The following is a 19,099-nucleotide window of genomic DNA, read 5'->3' as shown; positions in this document are numbered from 1 at the left end:
AGCTGTTTTGTATTATTAAAAAATATTAAGAAAATCTTAAATCGAAGAAATATTTTCCCAAAAAATGATTGGTTTGTTACAATTTACCCACTTTACCTTTAAATAAACGTAGGAAATTTTATGTCATATATTATTGATATTAATGAGCAAAATCTAACAAGTGTATTACAAAGTTCTGTACAAACACCTCTTGTTTTAATTTTTTATACCCCAAGTAACAAAATCTCTTTAGAATTTACCGCACTTTTGACTCGTTATGCAGAAAAATATCAAGGACAATTTTTATTAGGTAAAGTGAATTGTGAAACAGAAAAAATGCTTGCCGCACAATTTCATATTCAATCATTACCAACAACTTATTTATTTAATCAAGCACAAGTATTAGATGCTTTCCAAGGTTCTTTAGATGAAATTATGTTACAACAACGTTTATCTCTAATTTTACCGAAGGAAGAAGAAATGAAATTTAATCAGGCATTAAATTTGTTGGAACAAGAACAATATAATGACGCTCTACCGTTGCTCAAAGAAGCATGGGAATTATCTGATAAGAAAAATAGCGATATTGCTCTACTCTACGCTGAAACCTATATTACGATAAAACGCATTGAACCCGCCCAAGAGATTTTAGATAAAATTCCGCTACAAGATCGTGATAGTCGCTGGCATGGTTTAATTGCTCAAATTGAGCTTTTAATAAAAGCGACTGATACCCCTGAAATTCAGCAATTGCAAGCTGATTTTGCTAAAAATCCAACAGCAGAAATTGCATTAAAACTAGCATTACAATTGCATCAAGCCAATCGTAATGAGGCTTCATTAAATTTGCTGTTTGATATATTAAAACAAGATCTTAATGCGTTAAATGGAGAGGCTAAGCAACAATTTTTAGCGATTTTAGCTGCCATTGGTAATAACGATCCGATTACAAATAAATTTCGTCGTTTGTTGTATTCATTACTGTATTAAGTGAACAATTCCATAAAAAATCGGCACCTTTAAGTGCCGATTATATTTTTTATCATTATTCACCTAACAAGGTTAACTCACGTTTTCTCACTTGTTGTTTTAAAATCTCAACAAATTCTTCAACACTAAACGTGCCTAAATCCGTCCCTTTACGGGTACGAACTGCAATCTTGTTTTCCACAATTTCTTTATCGCCGCAAACTAGCATATAAGGTACTCGACGTAAGGTATGTTCACGAATTTTGAAACCGACTTTTTCATTGCGTATATCCGCTTTTACACGTAATCCCGCTTCAGAAAATTGCTTAACTACTTTTTGCACATAATCCGCTTGACTATCAGTAATATTCATCACAACAGCTTGAATCGGTGCTAACCACGCTGGGAAAAAACCTGCATATTCTTCAGTGATAATACCGATAAAACGTTCAATTGAACCTAAGATAGCACGATGTATCATGACAGGTGTACGACGGGCATTATCTTCTGCAACATAGGTAGCATCTAGACGTCCGGGTAACGCAAAATCTAATTGGATTGTACCGCATTGCCATTCACGATCTAAACAATCTCTTAATGCAAATTCAATTTTCGGTCCATAAAATGCCCCTTCCCCCTCTTGAATTTCATATTCAAGACCATTGTGTTTAAGTGCATTTGCCAATCCTTGCTCTGCACGATCCCACATGACATCTTCACCAATGCGTTTTTCAGGACGAGTAGAAAGTTTGACAAAAATATCGGTAAAGCCAAACGTACTATAAATGTCATAAACCATTTTAATACAGCTCGTTACTTCCGATTCAATTTGATCTTCGGTACAGAAAATATGTGCATCATCCTGTGTAAAACCACGCACACGCATTAATCCATGTAAAGATCCTGATGGTTCATTACGATGGCAAGAACCAAATTCAGCCATACGAATAGGTAAATCACGATAAGATTTCAAGCCTTGATTGAAAATTTGAACATGTCCAGGACAATTCATTGGCTTAATGGCATATTCTCTATTTTCAGATTGTGTAGTAAACATTAAATCAGCATAATTTTGCCAGTGTCCTGTACGTTCCCAAAGCACTCGATCCATCATAAATGGACCTTTTACTTCTTGATAATCGTATTCTTTTAACTTTGTACGCACAAATGTTTCCAGCTCACGGAAGATTGTCCAACCGTCATTATGCCAAAATACCATACCGGGTGCTTCCTCTTGCATATGGTATAAATTCAATGCCTTACCGATTTTACGATGATCACGTTTTGCAGCTTCTTCTAATCGATGTAAATAATCGGCTAATTGTTTTTTATCTGCCCAAGCCGTACCATAAATGCGTTGGAGCATTTTATTATCACTATTTCCACGCCAATATGCACCAGCTACTTTCATTAATTTAAAATGGTGACAAAAACGCATATTGGGTACGTGCGGACCACGACACATATCAATATATTCTTCGTGATGATAAAGTGCAGGTTGGTCGTCTTTTGCAATATTTTCATCTAAGATAGCTATTTTGTAAGGCTCAGCACGACTTTCAAAAGTATCTCTTGCTTCTTGCCAACTGACACGTTTTTTTATCACGTCATAATTCGTTTTTGCCAGCTCCAGCATACGTTTTTCTAGGGTATCAATATCTTCTTGGGTTAAAGAGCGGTCCAAATCAATGTCGTAATAAAAACCATTGTCAATAGTTGGGCCGATAGCCATCTTCACATTTGGGAAAAGTTGCTTGATAGCATGCCCTAATAAATGTGCCGTTGAGTGTCGGATAATCTCTAAACCGTCTTCATCTTTTGCAGTAATAATTTCAAGATTGGCATCCTCACTAATCATATCTGAGGCATCTCGACGCTCGCCGTTCACACGACCGGCAATAGTAGCCTTAGCGAGTCCGGAACCGATTGATTGAGCAACTTCCAATACAGAAACGGGATTATCGAATTGACGTTGTGAACCGTCAGGTAAAGTAATAATTGGCATTGTGAATCCTTATACAGTGGTAGCCCATACGAAAGGTTACTTGTAAATTAAGTTAAACATAAAATAAAAAAGTGCTGAAAGCACCGCACTTTTATTTATACCTACCTTGTACAATAAAAGTGCGGTGCATTTTAACAGAAAACTCTTAGAAAACGTATCTATTTTACTGTATTAGTAACAACTAGAGTAATTGGTATATCCTTATCATTTCGCTGAAATATTCAATCCACATAACATATGAGTAAAGATATAAATAGATAAGAGTTACATAAATTCACTACTTAATAAGATATTTATTAAAACTTGATATTTATCACAGAATATTACCGGTATTCAGATTATCATCTAGTCAGGCTAACTTGAATCATATCGGAGGAGCTATGTGGAAATCTATTTCTCAGGTACTGGCAGAACAATTTGGTGCCTACTATTTTATTAAACATAAAGAAAAATTATATTCAGGTGAAATGAATGAAATTTGGCTGATTAATGATGAGGTTCAAACTGTTTTTGTTAAGATAAACGAAAGATCCTACCGCTCTATGTTTCGTGCAGAAGCAGACCAGTTAGCTCTTTTAGCTAAAACTAATTCAATTAATGTCCCTTTAGTTTATGGAATTGGCAATTCACAAGGGCATAGTTTTTTACTGTTAGAAGCGTTAAATAAGTCAAAGAATAAACAGTCTTCTTTTACAATATTCGCTGAAAAAATAGCACAGCTACATCAAATACAAGGACCAGATAAATATGGATTAGATTTTGATACTTGGTTAGGTCCTATTTATCAACCAAATGATTGGCAGACAAGTTGGGCCAAATTTTTCAGCGAAAATCGTATTGGTTGGCAATTGCAAGTATGTAAAGAAAAAGGTTTGATATTTGGAAATATAGATCTCATTGTGCAAATTGTTGCAGATACTTTGAGCAAACATAACCCCAAACCCTCTATACTGCATGGCAATTTATGGATTGAAAACTGTATTCAAGTAGATGATAAAATTTTTGTCTGCAATCCTGCTTGCTATTGGGGAGATAGAGAATGCGATATTGCTTTTTCATCACTTTTTGAGCCTTTCCCAACTAATTTTTATCAACGCTATAATGAAATATATCCACTGGAAGAAGGTTACTTAGAAAGAAAACTTATTTATCAGCTCTATTATCTGCTCAATTTCAGCTATCGCTATTATAATAAAAAGCAAAGTTATGTTTCTCTCACTCAGAAATTGATTAATCAAATTTTGCACAAAAGTGATAAATAATTCTATAAATAAAGGGCATCGTTTGATGCCCTTACCTATATCAAGAGAGATTATTTTTCGTAATATAATGATGGACCGGTTGTTCCCCCCTTCAGCTCACCATTACCATATTTTTTTGAAATGTTTCCGTATGCTGAAATTTCAACACGACGGTTTGGACGTAAGCAATCTTTTAGTTCTTTGGCAGGTACATCATTGCAAGCCTTAATCTGTTGCGTTTTACCATATCCAATAGCGATAATATCAATATTTAACCCTTTTTCAATTAAACGCTCTTTAACACGATCAGCTCGGCGTTGAGAAAGATCCAAGTTATAAGAATCTGTACCCAATCGATCAGTAAAACCAACAATTTTAATTTCTTTGGCTGAAAACGCTTCTAATTGCATTGCAACATTATCAACAGCTTCTTCACCTTTTGAGGTCAACGTATCTTGATCAAAATCAAATAAGAGATCCGTATTTAAACTAAAAGATGCATAACCGTTACAACCATTTGGAAACCAATAGAAATTTTGGGCATTCATATTTTTATCGAATAGAATTTTGTATTGGCAAATTTTATGCTCGCCATTCTCACGATAATTAAAAGCATAGTCCCACTCACGAACACCATATAAACCTTCCGAAAAATGCGGACGTCCCAATAGGTTATACAGTTGATCTTTATTCATTCCACGTTCAACCATACGTAGGTTATCCCAGTTTGGCCACGATCCAAATTGGCTACCATCATGATTAAATCTTGACTGATCAATTTTAGGCCACTTTAAGTTATCTGATGTACCCTCTTCGGTGACATTACTTAAATTACCACAAGCCGACAATGTTGCTGCTACAACAGCAGATAATACAAAACGTGATAGTTTCATTATTTTACCTTAATTTTATGTATATAAATTTCTTCAAATTTTTTGAATAGCTTACGATTTAATTTTCTATCTTTACAAAAATATTGTCGCATTAAATCACGTCAGCACTGCTTGAGATATTAATATCAAATAACAAAAATGTAAACCAAATTTTAATCTCTTTTTGGGCAATGTTGAGTAAGCTTATATCAAAGTACTCTCATCACGTTTCAGCAATCGTAACAACACATTATTAGCACTTTCTTCTGCTTGTTTGCCTAATTTTTGAATGAGTGATTTTTTCATCATATATTTTACCGAAAGCACTGTTTTATCTTTGATTGCTTGTAACAATAAATCATCACTTGTCGCAATTTCATCAACTAAATGTAACGCTAATGCTTGTTTGCCGAACCAATGTTCACCTGTTGCAATTTTATCAATATCCAAGTGCGGTCTGTTTTGTGTAACGAATTGTTTAAACAATAAATGAGTGTCTTCTAGATCTTGTTGAAATTTTGCTTTTCCTTTTTCTGTATTTTCACCCAAAATGGTCATTGTGCGTTTATATTCACCAGCAGTCATTACATCAACGTCTATATCATGTTTTTTTAATAAACGATGAATATTGGGAATTTGAGCAACAACACCAATAGATCCAATGATGGCAAAAGGAGCGGAAATAATTTTATCTGCAACACAAGCCATCATATACCCCCCGCTTGCAGCAACTTTGTCCACTGCTACAGTTAGCTTAATATTGCGTTGTTTTAAACGAGCTAATTGAGAGGCAGCCAATCCATAGCCATGCACAACTCCACCGGGACTTTCTAAGCGTAATAAAACCTCGTCATCTTCTTTTGCAACCGCAATAATCGCACTAATTTCTTCTCGAAGTGCGGTGGTTTCTGAAGCAGAAATATCACCTTTAAAATGCAATACAAAAAGGTGTGGTTTTCTTTTTTCTGCTAACGTTTCCCCTTTTTTACGTTGGGCTTTTTCTTCTTTTGCTTTAAGTTTATCGGCTTTTTTCTGCTCTTTTTCACGTTGTTTTAACGCATCGTCACTCAGGTAAAAATCACGCAATTTTTTACTGTTATTTTCATATTCTCGTGATAAATCTGTAATAACCAACTCTCCGACTTGATGTGATTTACGTTCTTTCAGTGTCATAATCATCATCACTATCCCTGCAACAATTAATAAAATTGTGAGTATTTCTAAAATAAACAAGCCATAACCAATCAATAACTCAGACCACATTTTTTCTTCCTTATATAAGTCAAATTATGAGTCGATTATCATAACGAATTTATTTAAAAGTGCAATTTTATTGCTTATGCTTTCTCGCAAGAAAATTGCAATTTTTTTATTTCAAATACTTACTTTTAAAATAATGCTACTTCACTATTGACAAAACAAATTCGCACTAGTTTAATAGTTCATCTTTAAATTTATTCTAAAGAAGGATTCTTTTATGTTTGCCCCCTTTATTGAAGTATTAACTCAGAAGTTACCTTATTACAAAGATCCTACCGCAGTTTTTGCAACACTTTGTCAACAAAGAACTAATACATTGTTGTTAGAAAGTGCGGAAATCTCCAGTAAAAATAGTTTAAAAAGCCTATTGTTCGTAAATTCCGCAATCAAAATATCTTGTTTCGGTAATACTATTATATTTAACGCTTTAACCAGCAATGGAAAAACAGTTTTACCTCTTATTAAAGAAAAATTACAGCCAAAAGCAAAAATACTTGTGAAGTCTGAAAGCGATTTAGAAGTTATTATCCCTCCGATTAATCCCAATCTCGATGAAGATAGCAAATTACAGGCAACAACCGTTTTTGATGGCTTACGTTGTTTAACAGATATTTATGCTCAATCAAAAATACCCATTTTTCTAGGGGGATTATTTGCCTATGATTTAGTAATTAATTTTATACCAATGGAAAATATTAGCCTAGAAGATGATGGATTAACCTGTCCTGACTATGTATTTTATTTGGCAGAAAATTTATTGGTGATTGATCATCAATTACAACAAACTACTCTACAATCATTCTGTTTTCATTCGCAAGAATTAGGTAATGTGCAAAAAAGTGCGATGGAAATTTGTCAAAAATTAACGAAAATTGAACCGCACTTAGCTGTCTCAAAAGCGAGTGTTTTAGTACAAGTAAATTTAGAAGACGAATCTTTTAAAGCCATTATTGAACAATTAAAACAGCATATTTATACAGGAAATATTTTCCAAATTGTTCCTTCTCGTCGCTTTATGCTGGAATGCCCAAATACGTTGGCCAGCTACCGTCAATTAAAGAAAAATAACCCAAGTCCTTATATGTTTTTTATGCAAGATACCGATTTCATCTTATTTGGTTCCTCTCCTGAAAGTGCATTGAAATATAATGCTGAAAATCGCCAAGTAGAAATTTATCCGATTGCTGGATCTCGTTCTCGTGGCTTTGATCAACAGGGTAATATCGATCCTGAATTAGATACTCGTTTGGAGTTGGAATTGCGTTTAGACAAGAAAGAGCTCGCAGAACATCTTATGCTCGTTGATCTTGCTCGTAACGATATTGCTCGAGTCTGTGAAAGCGGTACAAGACAGGTTAAGGAGCTAATGCAAGTAGATCGCTATTCTCATATTATGCACCTTGTTTCTCGTGTAGTCGGAAAATTACGCCCCGAGCTTGATGCCTTTCATGCTTATCAGGCTTGTATGAATATGGGGACTTTAACTGGTGCCCCGAAAATTAAAGCAATGCAATTAATTTACCAAGTTGAAAAACAAAAGCGTCATAGTTATGGCGGTGCAATAGGATATTTATCTTCTGATGGTAATTTTGATACCTGTATTGTGATACGTTCCGCTTTTGTACAACAAGGTATTGCTTATATTCAAGCAGGTTGTGGTGAAGTCTTAGATTCCGATCCGCAAATGGAGGCTGATGAAACCCGTCACAAAGCTAAAGCTGTGATTAATGCAATATTGCAAACCAATACTCAAGACTAAGGAGACAATATGGCAAGAATTATATTTTTAGATAACTTTGATTCCTTTACTTACAATCTAGTAGATCAATTCCGCAGTTTAGGGCATCAAGTACAAGTTTTTTGCAATAACTTCGATTTAAAGTTATTAACTCAAATTATTTTAGCAGAAAAAGAGACTGTTTTAGCCCTCTCACCAGGTCCAGGTACTCCTGCACAGGCGGGAATTTTATTGCCTTTAATTCAAACACTAAAAGGTAAAGTAGCTATGATTGGCATTTGTTTGGGGCATCAGGCTTTGATTGAAGCATTCGGTGGAGACGTTGTTCCCTCCGGTGAAATTTCACATGGGAAAGTATCAAATATTTATCATGATAACCAAATGATGTTTCAGGGGTTAGATAATCCTATGCCAGTTGCTCGTTATCATTCTTTAATGGGAAGAAAAATTTCGGAAGAGTTTATTATTAATGCTGAATATAAGGGCATCATTATGGCTATCCGCCATAAAACCTTGCCTATTTGTAGTTTTCAATTTCACCCTGAAAGTATATTAACGAAGCAAGGCTCACAGTTATTAGAGCAAAGTATTCAATGGTTATTGGCTCAAAGTAGAGAACAATATAATTATTTATGATTTACCGACGTCAAAATAGAACGAAAAATAAGAAGGAAAACAACATGCAAACAGAACAATTAATCAGTCAACTTTTCGACGGACAACATTTAAACCAAGAACAAATACAACAGTTATTTCATTATATTATTCAAGGACAACTTTCTAATGAACAACTTGCAGGCGTACTTATCGCCTTAAAATTTCGTGGTGAACAAACAGATGAAATTAGCGGTGCAGTAAAAGCCATTATTGCCAACGCTAAGCCATTTCCATTCATAGACTACCCTTTTGCCGATATTGTCGGAACGGGAGGTGATAATGCTAATACCATCAATATTTCAACTACTGCGGCAATTGTTGCTGCAACATTAGGATACAAAGTGGTAAAACATGGTAATCGAAGTGTATCCAGCAAAAGCGGTGCAAGTGATGTATTAAATGCTTTAGGGATAAAAATTGACTTATCTGCTGAAAAGTCCAAACAAGCCCTAGATAATCTCAACCTTTGTTTTCTCTGGGCACAACAATATCATCTAGGATTTAAACATGTCGCACCTGTACGACAAATATTAAAAACACGCACGATTTTCAATATTTTAGGTCCTTTATGCAATCCCGCTCGCCCAAAACATCAACTACTGGGGGTTTATACACCGCACTTACTTAAAATCTATGCTGAAAGTGCATTAAGACTAGGGCATCAGCATAGTATCGTTATTCATGGTTCCGGTTTAGATGAAGTTGCTATTCATGGAAAAACCGATGTTGCGGAAATTTGTCATGGAAAAATTGAATATTATAGTTTAACACCTCATGACTTTGGTTTTACTCCTAAACCATTAGAAACGTTACGTGGCGGTACAGCAGAAGAAAATGCCAAAATATTGACCGCACTTTTACAAGGGAAAGGTAAAGATGAGCATAATCAAGCTGTTGCTATGAATACTGCTTTATTAATGAAGTTATTTGGCAATGATGATATTAAAGCCAATGCAGAAAAAGCCTTAAATATTATGGCAAACGGTAAAGCATTTGAAACATTAAACCAATTAAAACTGTATCAATAAATAGGAATTATCATGCAACCCAATATCCCCTCTATTTTGCAAAAAATTGTACAAGATAAAAAACGATGGATCGCAGAAAAACAAGCTGCATTTCCTCTTGCTCATTTTCAGCAAGAAATTAAAAATTCCGACCGCTCTTTTTATCAAGTGTTAAGCCAAGGCTCACATCAACGCCCCGCTTTCATTTTAGAGTGCAAAAAAGCATCACCTTCGAAAGGTTTAATTCGTTCTGATTTTAATATAGTAGAAATTGCAAATGTCTATAAAAATTATGCTTCGGTCATTTCTGTTTTAACAGATGAAAAATATTTCCAAGGAGATTTTAACTACTTGCCCTTAGTACGTAAGAAGGCTACTCAACCTGTTCTTTGTAAGGATTTTATACTGAGTAAATATCAAGTGTATTTAGCACGTTATTATCAAGCTGATGGAATTTTATTGATGTTGTCGATACTTGATGATGAAACTTACCGCACTTTATCTGATCTTGCACATAACCTTGGAATGGGCGTTTTAACTGAGACATCCAACCAAAAGGAATTAGATCGAGCCATAAAACTGGGTGCAAAAGTAATTGGAATTAATAATCGAAATTTACACGATCTCTCCGTAGATCTTAACCGCACGCCTCCTTTGGCAAGACAAATTCCGGCAGATCGCATTGTGATCAGCGAGTCAGGTATTTCTTCTCATCAACAAGTACAACAATTAAAACCCTATGTACATGGCTTTTTAATCGGTAGCAGTTTAACTAGTGGTAAAGATCTTAACAATGCCGTACGTTCGGTACTTTTGGGGGAGCACAAAGTTTGTGGTTTAACACGAGGACAAGATGTCAAAGCAAGCTATGCTCAAGGTGCTTTATACGGCGGATTGATTTTTGCTGAAGGTTCTCCTCGTAAACTCTCCCTATGTCAAGCACAGAAATTGGTTAAGCAAGCACCTTTGCTTTTTGTTGGCGTTTTCCAAAATCAGTCTATTGCGTTTATCCATAACATCGCTACACAATTACAATTGTTCGCCGTGCAGTTACATGGTGATGAAAATGCTGAATTTATTACCGCACTTCGCCAAGTTCTACCTACACAATGTCAAATTTGGAAAGCTGTTACGATTGACGTTACCGAGCAATATGAACAAGGGAAAAGTGCGGTAGATTTTGAAGAAATTCCTTATGTAGATCGTTATGTTTTTGATAGTAAGGCAGATAATCGACAAGGTGGCACAGGACAAACTTTTAACTGGAATTATATTCCTCCCTCCATTAAATACAAAGTCATGCTTGCCGGTGGAATAAATATTCAAAATATTGAACAAGCATTGCAACAACATTGTCTAGGGATTGATTTAAATTCAGGTGTTGAATGTGCCAACGGCATAAAAGATCAAATAAAATTACAAACAGTTTTTGACAAAATCAAAAATCAATAAGGAAAAAATATGATGGGTACAATTTTAAATCCCTATTTTGGCGAATTTGGTGGAATGTATGTACCGGAAATTCTGGTACCGGTACTAAAACAATTAGAAAAGGCTTTTGTTGAAGCACAGCACGATCCTGTGTTTCAGCAAGAATTTCAAGATTTGCTTAAAAATTATGCGGGTCGTCCAACAGCGTTAACTTTATGTCGCAACCTCACTAAAGGTACAAAAACAAAATTGTATTTAAAACGTGAAGATTTACTTCACGGCGGGGCACATAAAACCAATCAAGTATTAGGGCAAATTTTGCTAGCAAAACGTATGGGAAAAACACGTATTATTGCGGAAACCGGTGCGGGGCAACACGGTGTAGCCACAGCTTTAGCTTGTGCCATGTTGGATATGCCTTGCCGAGTTTACATGGGAGCAAAAGATGTTGAGCGTCAATCGCCGAACGTATTTCGTATGCGTTTAATGGGCGCCGAAGTTATTCCTGTTGAAAAAGGTTCTTGCTCATTAAAAGATGCTTGTTGTGAGGCTATGCGTGATTGGTCAGCTAATTATGAGACAACCCATTATTTATTAGGTACAGCAGCAGGACCGCACCCATTCCCGACTATTGTGCGAGAATTTCAAAAAATGATTGGTGAAGAGACTAAATGTCAAATTTTAGCTAAGGAAAATCGCTTACCTGATGCTGTTATTGCCGCAGTAGGTGGAGGTTCAAACGCAATTGGTATGTTTGCTGAGTTTATTGCAGAAAAATCAGTACAACTTATTGGAATTGAACCTGCCGGCAACGGTATTCATACAGGAAAGCATGGAGCACCACTTCGTCATGGCTCCATTGGCATTTACTTTGGTATGAAATCCCCGATTATGCAAACTCAAGACGGACAAATTGAGGAATCTTATTCTATTTCCGCCGGCTTAGACTTTCCATCCGTTGGTCCTGAACACGCCTATTTACATACTATTGGGCGAGCTCAATATGAAAGTATTACTGACGATGAAGCAATTGAGGCATTTCAAGCCCTAGCCAAACATGAAGGTATTATTCCTGCTTTAGAAAGCTCACATGCTTTGGCTTATGCTTTAAAACTCATTGTACAAAATCCGGAAAAAGAACAATTACTTGTAGTAAATTTATCAGGTCGAGGCGATAAAGATATTTTTACTGTAGATAAAATTTTAACCGAGAAAGGAATTATCTGATGGGATATTTTGAACAAAAATTTTTACAACTACAAAAGCAAAAACAAGGTGCTTTTGTTCCTTTTGTTACTTTATGCGATCCAAATTTCGACCGCTCTTTTGAAATTATTTGTACCTTAGTGGATAACGGTGCAGATGCTTTAGAACTTGGGTTTCCTTTCTCCGATCCTTTACTTGACGGTTCGGTTATTCAAGCTGCTAATCATCGTGCTTTAAACGCAGGCTGCAGTACAAAAGAAAGTTTTCAACTAATTGCCAAAGTGCGGTCCAAATATCCCGATATTCCGATCAGTCTACTCCTTTGTGCCAACTTAATTTATGCTCAAACTTTAGATGGATTTTATCAACGCTGTGCTGAAGTCGGAGTTGATGCGGTATTGGTGGCTGATATTCCTCTGCTTGCTTCTGAACCGTATATTCAATCCGCTCAAAAATATGACATTCAACCGGTTTTTATCTGTCCACCCAATGCAGATGAAACAACCCTTAAAGCAGTAGCGGAAAAAAGCAAAGGCTACATTTATTTAGTTTCTCGAGCCGGCGTAACAAGTGCTGAAAATCAACAAAGTGCGAAAAATCTGGCTAATCTCATCAAAGGCTTAAAAAAATATGGCTCAGCTCCGATTTTACAAGGTTTTGGTATAGCTCAACCACAACAAGTTAAAGACGTGTTAAAATCAGGTGTTGCCGGTGCAATTTCGGGTTCAGCTATAGTGCAAATCATTGAACAAAATCTCACAGATCGAGAAAAATGCCTCTCCGAATTGGCAGAATTCGTGCAGAAAATGAAACAAGCGACATTGTTGTGATGATATTCAATCCTACCTAAATTTCACCGCCCTGTTATCTTACAGGGCTTTTTATTTTACCGTTTTTCTATTCTAGGCTATACTGTGCATCTTTAGGAGCGGTAAAAAAATGAAAAAAATTGAACAGTTATTTGCCAATAATTTTAGTTGGGCAAATAGGATGAAAGAAGAAAATGCTGAGTATTTTAAAGCGTTAGCAGAAAATCAAACACCTAGCTATTTATGGATTGGTTGTTCCGATAGTCGTGTTCCTGCTGAAAATTTGACAAATTTAAAACCCGGTGAATTATTTGTGCATAGGAATGTAGCAAATCAAGTTATTCATACTGATTTAAATTGTTTATCTGTGGTGCAATATGCTGTCGATGTACTGAATATTGAGCACATTATTATTTGCGGGCATACCAACTGCGGTGGTATTAAAGCAGCTATGGTGGATCAAGATCTGGGATTGATTAATAACTGGTTGTTACATATTCGTGATATTTGGTTTAAACATGGTCATTTATTGGGTAAGTTATCTCCCGAAAAACGCGCTGATATGTTGACAAGAATTAATGTTGCGGAACAAGTGTATAACTTAGGCAGCTCATCTATTGTTAAATCAGCTTGGAAAAGTGGAAAAAAACTTTCTTTGCATGGCTGGATTTATGATGTTAACGACGGTTTTTTAATTGATCAAGGTGTAACGGCAACCAGCCGAGAAACTTTAGAAATATCCTATCGTGATACAATAGCAAAATTATTTAAATTGAACGAAGATGAGTTACTACTAAAACCTCATCAAGTAAAATCAGAGTAAATAAAAATTTACAATATCTTAATTAAGTATAAGGATCATTTAATGGTAAACCGCACTTTATATCCTACAGTGTATGTTTTAGGTAATGGGCAATTGGGCAGAATGTTGCGTTATGCGGGTGCACCTTTAGATATTAATGTCCAACCTCTTGCTTTTGATGCACCTGTTTTTGATTTGCCTGCTGACAGTATTATTACAGCAGAAATTGAGCGTTGGGAAAAAACACCCCTTACAGAAATGTTGGCTAATCACGATAAATTTATTAATCAAAAAATTTTTGCCACTACAGCAGATCGTTTTACACAAAAAACCTTGCTTAACGCACTAAATATTCCTACTTCCCCTTGGAGGTTGGTACAAAGTGCGGAGGATTTTTTCACTATTTTTACAGAAATTGGTGAAAAAGTTGTTGTAAAACGTCGCATGGGAGGTTACGACGGACGAGGACAATGGATTGTAGATAAAAATAATCAAGATGTAATCGGCAATGAGCTTTTTGGCGAAGTTATTGCCGAAAAATTTATTCCTTTTGATTATGAAATTTCTTTGGTTGGTGCAAGGTTTAAAAATGGCAAAACTCGTTTTTATCCTGTTACGCATAATCTGCAACAGAATGGTATTTTACGTTACAGCGTCATGAATTTAAATTTTCCACAACAATCACAACAACAAAAACAAGCCGAAATAATGTTGGCTAAAATTATGGATAAATTAGATTATGTTGGCGTAATGGCAATGGAATGTTTTGTTGTGCAAGATCAATTATTAGTCAATGAATTGGCACCAAGAGTACATAATAGCGGACATTGGACGCAATTAGGTTGTTCGATTAGCCAATTTGAATTACATCTTCGTGCGTTATTAGATTTACCTACGCCTGATTTACAAGTGGCTATGCCGTCGGTTATGGTGAATTTAATTGGCACTGAACATAATCTACAATGGTTAAATTTGCCATTTTCACAATTACATTGGTATGGAAAAGAAGTACGAGAAGGTCGTAAAGTTGGGCATCTTAATTTATCTCATCCAACTCCGTCTATTTTAATAGATAATTTACAAAAATTACGCTACATACTACCGCAAGATTATCAATTTGGTTTAGATTGGGCATTAGAAAAATTGAAATAATTTAATCTAGCAAATAATTTTTAATATATTTTATAAAGTTAAAATTAAATAATTAAATTTAACTTAGCTAAAGGCTTGCAAAGATAAGTTTTTACCAGTATAAAGAAATCTATTCAAACACAACTATTTATTGAGGATACTACTATGTTCGAGAATATTAATGCGGCACCCGCTGATCCAATTTTAGGTTTAGGTGAGGCTTTTAAATCTGAAATGCGTGCCAATAAAATTAACTTGGGTATTGGGGTCTATAAAGATGCTAATGGTAACACCCCCATTATGAAAGCTGTTAAAGAAGCTGAAAATCGTCTATTTGAATTAGAAACCACTAAAAACTATTTAACTATTGATGGTATTGCAGAGTTTAATTCATACACTAAAGAATTATTATTTGGTACAAATTCTAAAATTATTAAACAAGGACGTGCTAAAACAGTACAAAGTTTAGGAGGAACCGGTGCGTTACGCATTGCTGCCGAATTTATCAAACGTCAAACCACATCTCAAAACGTTTGGATTAGTTCACCAACTTGGCCAAACCATAATGCTATTTTCAACGCTGTAGGTATGACAATCCGTGAATATCGTTACTACGATGCAGAGAAAAAAGCTTTAGATTGGGATAATTTAATTGCTGACTTAAGCAATGCCAGTGAAGGTGATGTGGTGTTATTACATGGTTGTTGTCATAACCCAACGGGTATTGATCCAACCCCTGAGCAATGGAAAATACTAGCAGAAATGTCAGAAAAAAATGGTTGGTTACCGCTCTTTGATTTTGCTTATCAAGGTCTTGCTAACGGGTTAGAAGAAGATGCTATTGGTTTGCGAACTTTTGCAGAAAATCATAAAGAATTATTAGTCGCAAGTTCTTATTCCAAAAACTTTGGTTTATACAATGAACGTGTTGGTGCCTTTACTTTAGTAGCAGAAACAGAAGAAATTTCAGCAATAGCATTAACACAAGTGAAATCAATTATTCGTACTCTCTACTCTAACCCAGCTTCTCATGGTGCTACAGCTGTTTCTATCATTTTAGGTGATGACCTATTACGTCAACAATGGGAATCCGAATTAACCGAAATGCGTAATCGCATTAAACGTATGCGTTATCAATTTGTTGAATTGTTAAAAGAATATGGTGCAAAGCAAGACTTTAGCTTCATTATTGAACAAAATGGCATGTTCTCTTTTAGTGGTCTAAATGCAGAACAGGTGGATCGCTTAAAAGAAGAATTTGCCATTTATGCTGTGCGTTCAGGACGTATTAATTTAGCCGGTGTAACTGAAGATAATATTCGTTATTTATGTGAAAGTATTGTCAAGGTGCTTTAATCCGATTAAAAACCTTACATCTTATTCTGTTGTAAGGTTTTTTAAATTTAAAAATTAATTTAGTTGATTTTTATTTATACCAATATCTTCGCTCTCCCAACCAATATATTCACCTGAATGTTGCAAAGCGAGTTCTTCAAAATTTCTTATATATTCATAGATACTGGCATCATTTAAATACAATTCTTGCTCTATTTTAGCAATATATACATTATATCCATTCACACTTATTTGCTTAGAAGAATGTTTTAGCGATAAAAATGATATATCAGAAGTAGCAATATTCTCCAAAAATAAGTAAAGATCATTTTCTTTGTAAAAGTAAAAAGTATGCTCAATTTGATAACTTTTCGAGATATCTTCTCCTTTTTCAATTAAAGTTGCCAATAATTCTTCTGCTGCATTTACTTTCAAATCTGCCTGAGATGCCATCAAAAAATCAAAATATAGATCCCACGTTGAATCGAATTGTTTCTCAATATTTACAGCGTTTGGAAAATTATCAGATAATACATCTGTAATATCTAAAGCATCGTTACAATAGAAATACAATGTAGCATTGCCATTACAAAGAATATTGCCTGCGTAATAAACATTAGGTTGGGCAGAAATTAAACTGGATATTTTGAGCAAATCTTGTTGCAAACCGGCGTAACTTTCTATTTGCGGTAAGCCTTGTGCATCTGAAATATAAGGGACTTCAAAATGGACAACAATTTCACATATATGATTTACGACTGGAAATTGTTCAAGAAGTTTTAAATTAACTGAAAATACGGCTAATTTATCATTAATTTTAGATCGATAATTTTGCCATTCTTGTTCAATTCCCATTCTATGTTCCTCACTTAAATTCCGCCCAAATCGGAGCATGATCAGATGGTTTTTCCATCGCTCTAATATCAAAAGCTATACCGGCGTCAACGCAACGTTCTAATAATAATTGATTCACTAAAATATGATCAATTCGTAACCCTCTATTATCATCAAAGCCTTTTGAGCGGTAATCAAACCATGAAAATTGATCATTGATTGTCGGATTTTTATGACGAAAGGTATCAATCAGCCCATAATTATATAGACGATTTATCCATTCTCTTTCTTCCGGTAAAAATGAGCATTTTCCTGTACGCAACCAACGTTTTCGATTTTCTTCACCAATACCAATATCTAAATCTGTCGGGCTGATATTCATATCCCCCATAATTAAAATTGGATTATTTCTGTCATGCTCTTGCTCTACATAATGTTGCAGATCCGCATAAAATTTTTCTTTGGCTGGAAACTTTGTTTCATGCTGGCGGTTTTCACCTTGCGGAAAATAACCATTAATTACTGTTAGCAACCCAAAATCTGTTTCTAAATCCGCCATAATTATACGCTTTTGTGCATTTTCATCGTCAGTAGAAAAGCCTCTACGAATTACTTTAGGTTCTTGTTTCAATAACAAAGCAACACCATAATGCCCTTTTTGCCCATGATGATAAATATGGTAGCCTAAATGTTCAACAAGATTATAGGGAAAGTCTTCATCAGACACTTTAATTTCCTGTAACCCAATAACATCAGGCTGATATTTCTCTACAATCCTGTCAAGTTGATGAGGTCTTGCTCTTAACCCATTAATATTAAATGAAATAAATTTCATACTACTATTCCTAAAATATATAATATCAGTGGGCATTATACCCATTTTTCGGACTGACTAAAATTTTGGCATTGATTTTATTCCATCAACATCTTAGCAACATCTTAAATGACGAATACTGAAAGATCAAAGATGCACAATTTTCAAGAACCAAATCTAACCGCACTTACAGATTATTTAAATCCAGTACATCTGTCATATCAAAAAGCCCCTCTTGCTTAGTAGAAAGCCATTTTGCAGCTCTTACAGCACCATTAGCAAAAGTCATTCGACTGGAGGCTTTATGAGATATTTCTACTCGTTCACCGATATCCGCAAACCATACTGTATGCTCACCAACAACATCCGCCGCACGAATTGTTGAGAATCCAATTTCATCCGGCTTACGTTCACCTGTAATACCTTCCCGAGAAAACACGCCATGCGTTTTTAAATCTCTGCCTAACGTTTTGGCAATATGTTCCCCCATAGATAGTGCAGTACCGGAAGGTGCATCTACTTTATGACGATGATGAGCTTCAATAATCTCAATATCGCAATAATCGCCCATGACCTTAGCCGCTTTCTCTAACAGTTTAAAAACTAAATTAACGCCCACACTATAATTAGAGGCAAAAACAATTGCAATATTCTGTGCTGCTTGTTGAATAGCTTGTTTGGATTGATCATCAAATCCTGTTGTACCGATAACTATATTTTTATGTTGCTCTACACAAAATGCTAAATGCTGAATGGTACCTTCCGGTCGAGTAAAATCAATTAATATGTCAAAGTTACCTTTTTCTTGAGTTAAATTATCGGTTACTTTAATACCAATCCTACCTATTCCAGCCAGTTCTCCCGCATCAGTTCCAACTAAAGATGAACCAACACGCTCAAATGCCGCACCAAGTTCTACACCTTCAGTATGATATACTGCCTGTATAAGTTGACGCCCCATACGACCACCCGAACCAACAATACCAATTTTTAACGTCATTTTATCCCT

The 19,099-nt window shown here is 35.3% G+C and carries 17 protein-coding genes; 11 read left to right on the top strand and 6 right to left on the bottom strand.

Features of this window, described 5'->3' with window-relative positions; all coding sequences use genetic code 11:
• The first annotated feature begins 120 nt into the window (after positions 1 to 120).
• Positions 121 to 969: a co-chaperone YbbN gene (locus HSM_RS06825; protein ID WP_012340478.1), complete on the top strand. Its 849-nt coding sequence runs from the start codon at positions 121 to 123 to the stop codon at positions 967 to 969.
• A gap of 55 nt (positions 970 to 1,024) precedes the next feature.
• Here the strand turns inward: HSM_RS06825 and thrS are convergent, their stop codons facing one another.
• A complete protein-coding gene (thrS, locus tag HSM_RS06820; RefSeq protein ID WP_012340476.1) occupies positions 1,025 to 2,953 on the bottom strand; it encodes a threonine--tRNA ligase in 1,929 nt (642 codons plus the stop codon).
• Between the two features lie 380 nt (positions 2,954 to 3,333).
• Here thrS and HSM_RS06815 point away from each other — a divergent pair, with 380 nt between their 5' ends.
• On the top strand, positions 3,334 to 4,215 hold the full coding sequence (locus tag HSM_RS06815; RefSeq protein ID WP_012340475.1) for a fructosamine kinase family protein: 882 nt from the start codon (positions 3,334 to 3,336) through the stop codon (positions 4,213 to 4,215).
• Positions 4,216 to 4,265: 50 nt separating this feature from the next.
• Here HSM_RS06815 and HSM_RS06810 read toward each other — a convergent pair whose 3' ends face one another.
• Complete coding sequence (locus HSM_RS06810; RefSeq protein ID WP_011608995.1) at positions 4,266 to 5,087, bottom strand: OmpA family protein; 822 nt, start codon at positions 5,085 to 5,087, stop codon at positions 4,266 to 4,268.
• A 183-nt stretch (positions 5,088 to 5,270) separates the two neighbouring features.
• The gene (sohB, locus tag HSM_RS06805) at positions 5,271 to 6,329 is read right to left on the bottom strand and encodes a protease SohB (protein ID WP_012340474.1); all 1,059 of its coding nucleotides are present in this window, start codon (positions 6,327 to 6,329) and stop codon (positions 5,271 to 5,273) included.
• A 214-nt stretch (positions 6,330 to 6,543) separates the two neighbouring features.
• On the opposite strand from sohB, the gene trpE reads away from it, so the two are divergent.
• The 9 genes from trpE to HSM_RS06760 all read left to right on the top strand — a co-directional run bounded on the left by trpE (position 6,544) and on the right by HSM_RS06760 (position 16,463).
• Positions 6,544 to 8,085 (top strand): anthranilate synthase component I, encoded by a 1,542-nt coding sequence (gene trpE / locus HSM_RS06800; RefSeq protein ID WP_012340473.1) that lies wholly within the window; start codon positions 6,544 to 6,546, stop codon positions 8,083 to 8,085.
• A 9-nt stretch (positions 8,086 to 8,094) separates the two neighbouring features.
• Positions 8,095 to 8,700 carry an aminodeoxychorismate/anthranilate synthase component II gene (locus tag HSM_RS06795; protein ID WP_012340472.1) on the top strand — a complete coding sequence of 202 codons (606 nt, stop codon included), beginning with the start codon at positions 8,095 to 8,097 and terminating at the stop codon, positions 8,698 to 8,700.
• A gap of 44 nt (positions 8,701 to 8,744) precedes the next feature.
• Positions 8,745 to 9,749: an anthranilate phosphoribosyltransferase gene (gene trpD / locus HSM_RS06790; RefSeq protein ID WP_012340471.1), complete on the top strand. Its 1,005-nt coding sequence runs from the start codon at positions 8,745 to 8,747 to the stop codon at positions 9,747 to 9,749.
• Positions 9,750 to 9,761: 12 nt separating this feature from the next.
• Positions 9,762 to 11,180, top strand: a complete 1,419-nt coding sequence (trpCF, locus tag HSM_RS06785; protein ID WP_012340470.1) for a bifunctional indole-3-glycerol-phosphate synthase TrpC/phosphoribosylanthranilate isomerase TrpF — start codon at positions 9,762 to 9,764, stop codon at positions 11,178 to 11,180.
• A gap of 9 nt (positions 11,181 to 11,189) precedes the next feature.
• Positions 11,190 to 12,386: a tryptophan synthase subunit beta gene (gene trpB / locus HSM_RS06780; RefSeq protein ID WP_012340469.1), complete on the top strand. Its 1,197-nt coding sequence runs from the start codon at positions 11,190 to 11,192 to the stop codon at positions 12,384 to 12,386.
• Positions 12,386 to 13,195 carry a tryptophan synthase subunit alpha gene (gene trpA, locus HSM_RS06775; RefSeq protein ID WP_012340468.1) on the top strand — a complete coding sequence of 270 codons (810 nt, stop codon included), beginning with the start codon at positions 12,386 to 12,388 and terminating at the stop codon, positions 13,193 to 13,195. The genes trpB and trpA overlap by 1 nt, the downstream gene beginning before the upstream one ends.
• Before the next feature lie 109 nt (positions 13,196 to 13,304).
• On the top strand, positions 13,305 to 13,997 hold the full coding sequence (can, locus tag HSM_RS06770; RefSeq protein WP_011608993.1) for a carbonate dehydratase: 693 nt from the start codon (positions 13,305 to 13,307) through the stop codon (positions 13,995 to 13,997).
• 42 nt (positions 13,998 to 14,039) lie between these two features.
• Entirely contained in the window at positions 14,040 to 15,128 is a 1,089-nt protein-coding gene (purK, locus tag HSM_RS06765; RefSeq protein WP_012340466.1) for a 5-(carboxyamino)imidazole ribonucleotide synthase, read from the top strand.
• 144 nt (positions 15,129 to 15,272) lie between these two features.
• Positions 15,273 to 16,463 carry an amino acid aminotransferase gene (locus HSM_RS06760; RefSeq protein ID WP_012340465.1) on the top strand — a complete coding sequence of 397 codons (1,191 nt, stop codon included), beginning with the start codon at positions 15,273 to 15,275 and terminating at the stop codon, positions 16,461 to 16,463.
• A gap of 54 nt (positions 16,464 to 16,517) precedes the next feature.
• Here the strand turns inward: HSM_RS06760 and HSM_RS06755 are convergent, their stop codons facing one another.
• The 3 genes from HSM_RS06755 to dapB form a co-directional block, all read right to left on the bottom strand.
• Entirely contained in the window at positions 16,518 to 17,297 is a 780-nt protein-coding gene (locus tag HSM_RS06755; RefSeq protein ID WP_012340464.1) for a TIGR01619 family protein, read from the bottom strand.
• A gap of 10 nt (positions 17,298 to 17,307) precedes the next feature.
• Positions 17,308 to 18,111, bottom strand: coding sequence for an exodeoxyribonuclease III (gene xthA, locus HSM_RS06750; protein ID WP_012340463.1), 804 nt, complete (start codon positions 18,109 to 18,111; stop codon positions 17,308 to 17,310).
• A 166-nt stretch (positions 18,112 to 18,277) separates the two neighbouring features.
• Positions 18,278 to 19,090: a 4-hydroxy-tetrahydrodipicolinate reductase gene (gene dapB / locus HSM_RS06745; protein WP_012340462.1), complete on the bottom strand. Its 813-nt coding sequence runs from the start codon at positions 19,088 to 19,090 to the stop codon at positions 18,278 to 18,280.
• Positions 19,091 to 19,099 lie beyond the last annotated feature (9 nt).

The organism is Histophilus somni 2336 (assembly GCF_000019405.1).
Taxonomy (GTDB): domain Bacteria; phylum Pseudomonadota; class Gammaproteobacteria; order Enterobacterales; family Pasteurellaceae; genus Histophilus; species Histophilus somni.
The sequence above is the reverse complement of the archived record's forward strand: the minus strand, read 5'-3'. Positions and strand labels throughout refer to the sequence as shown.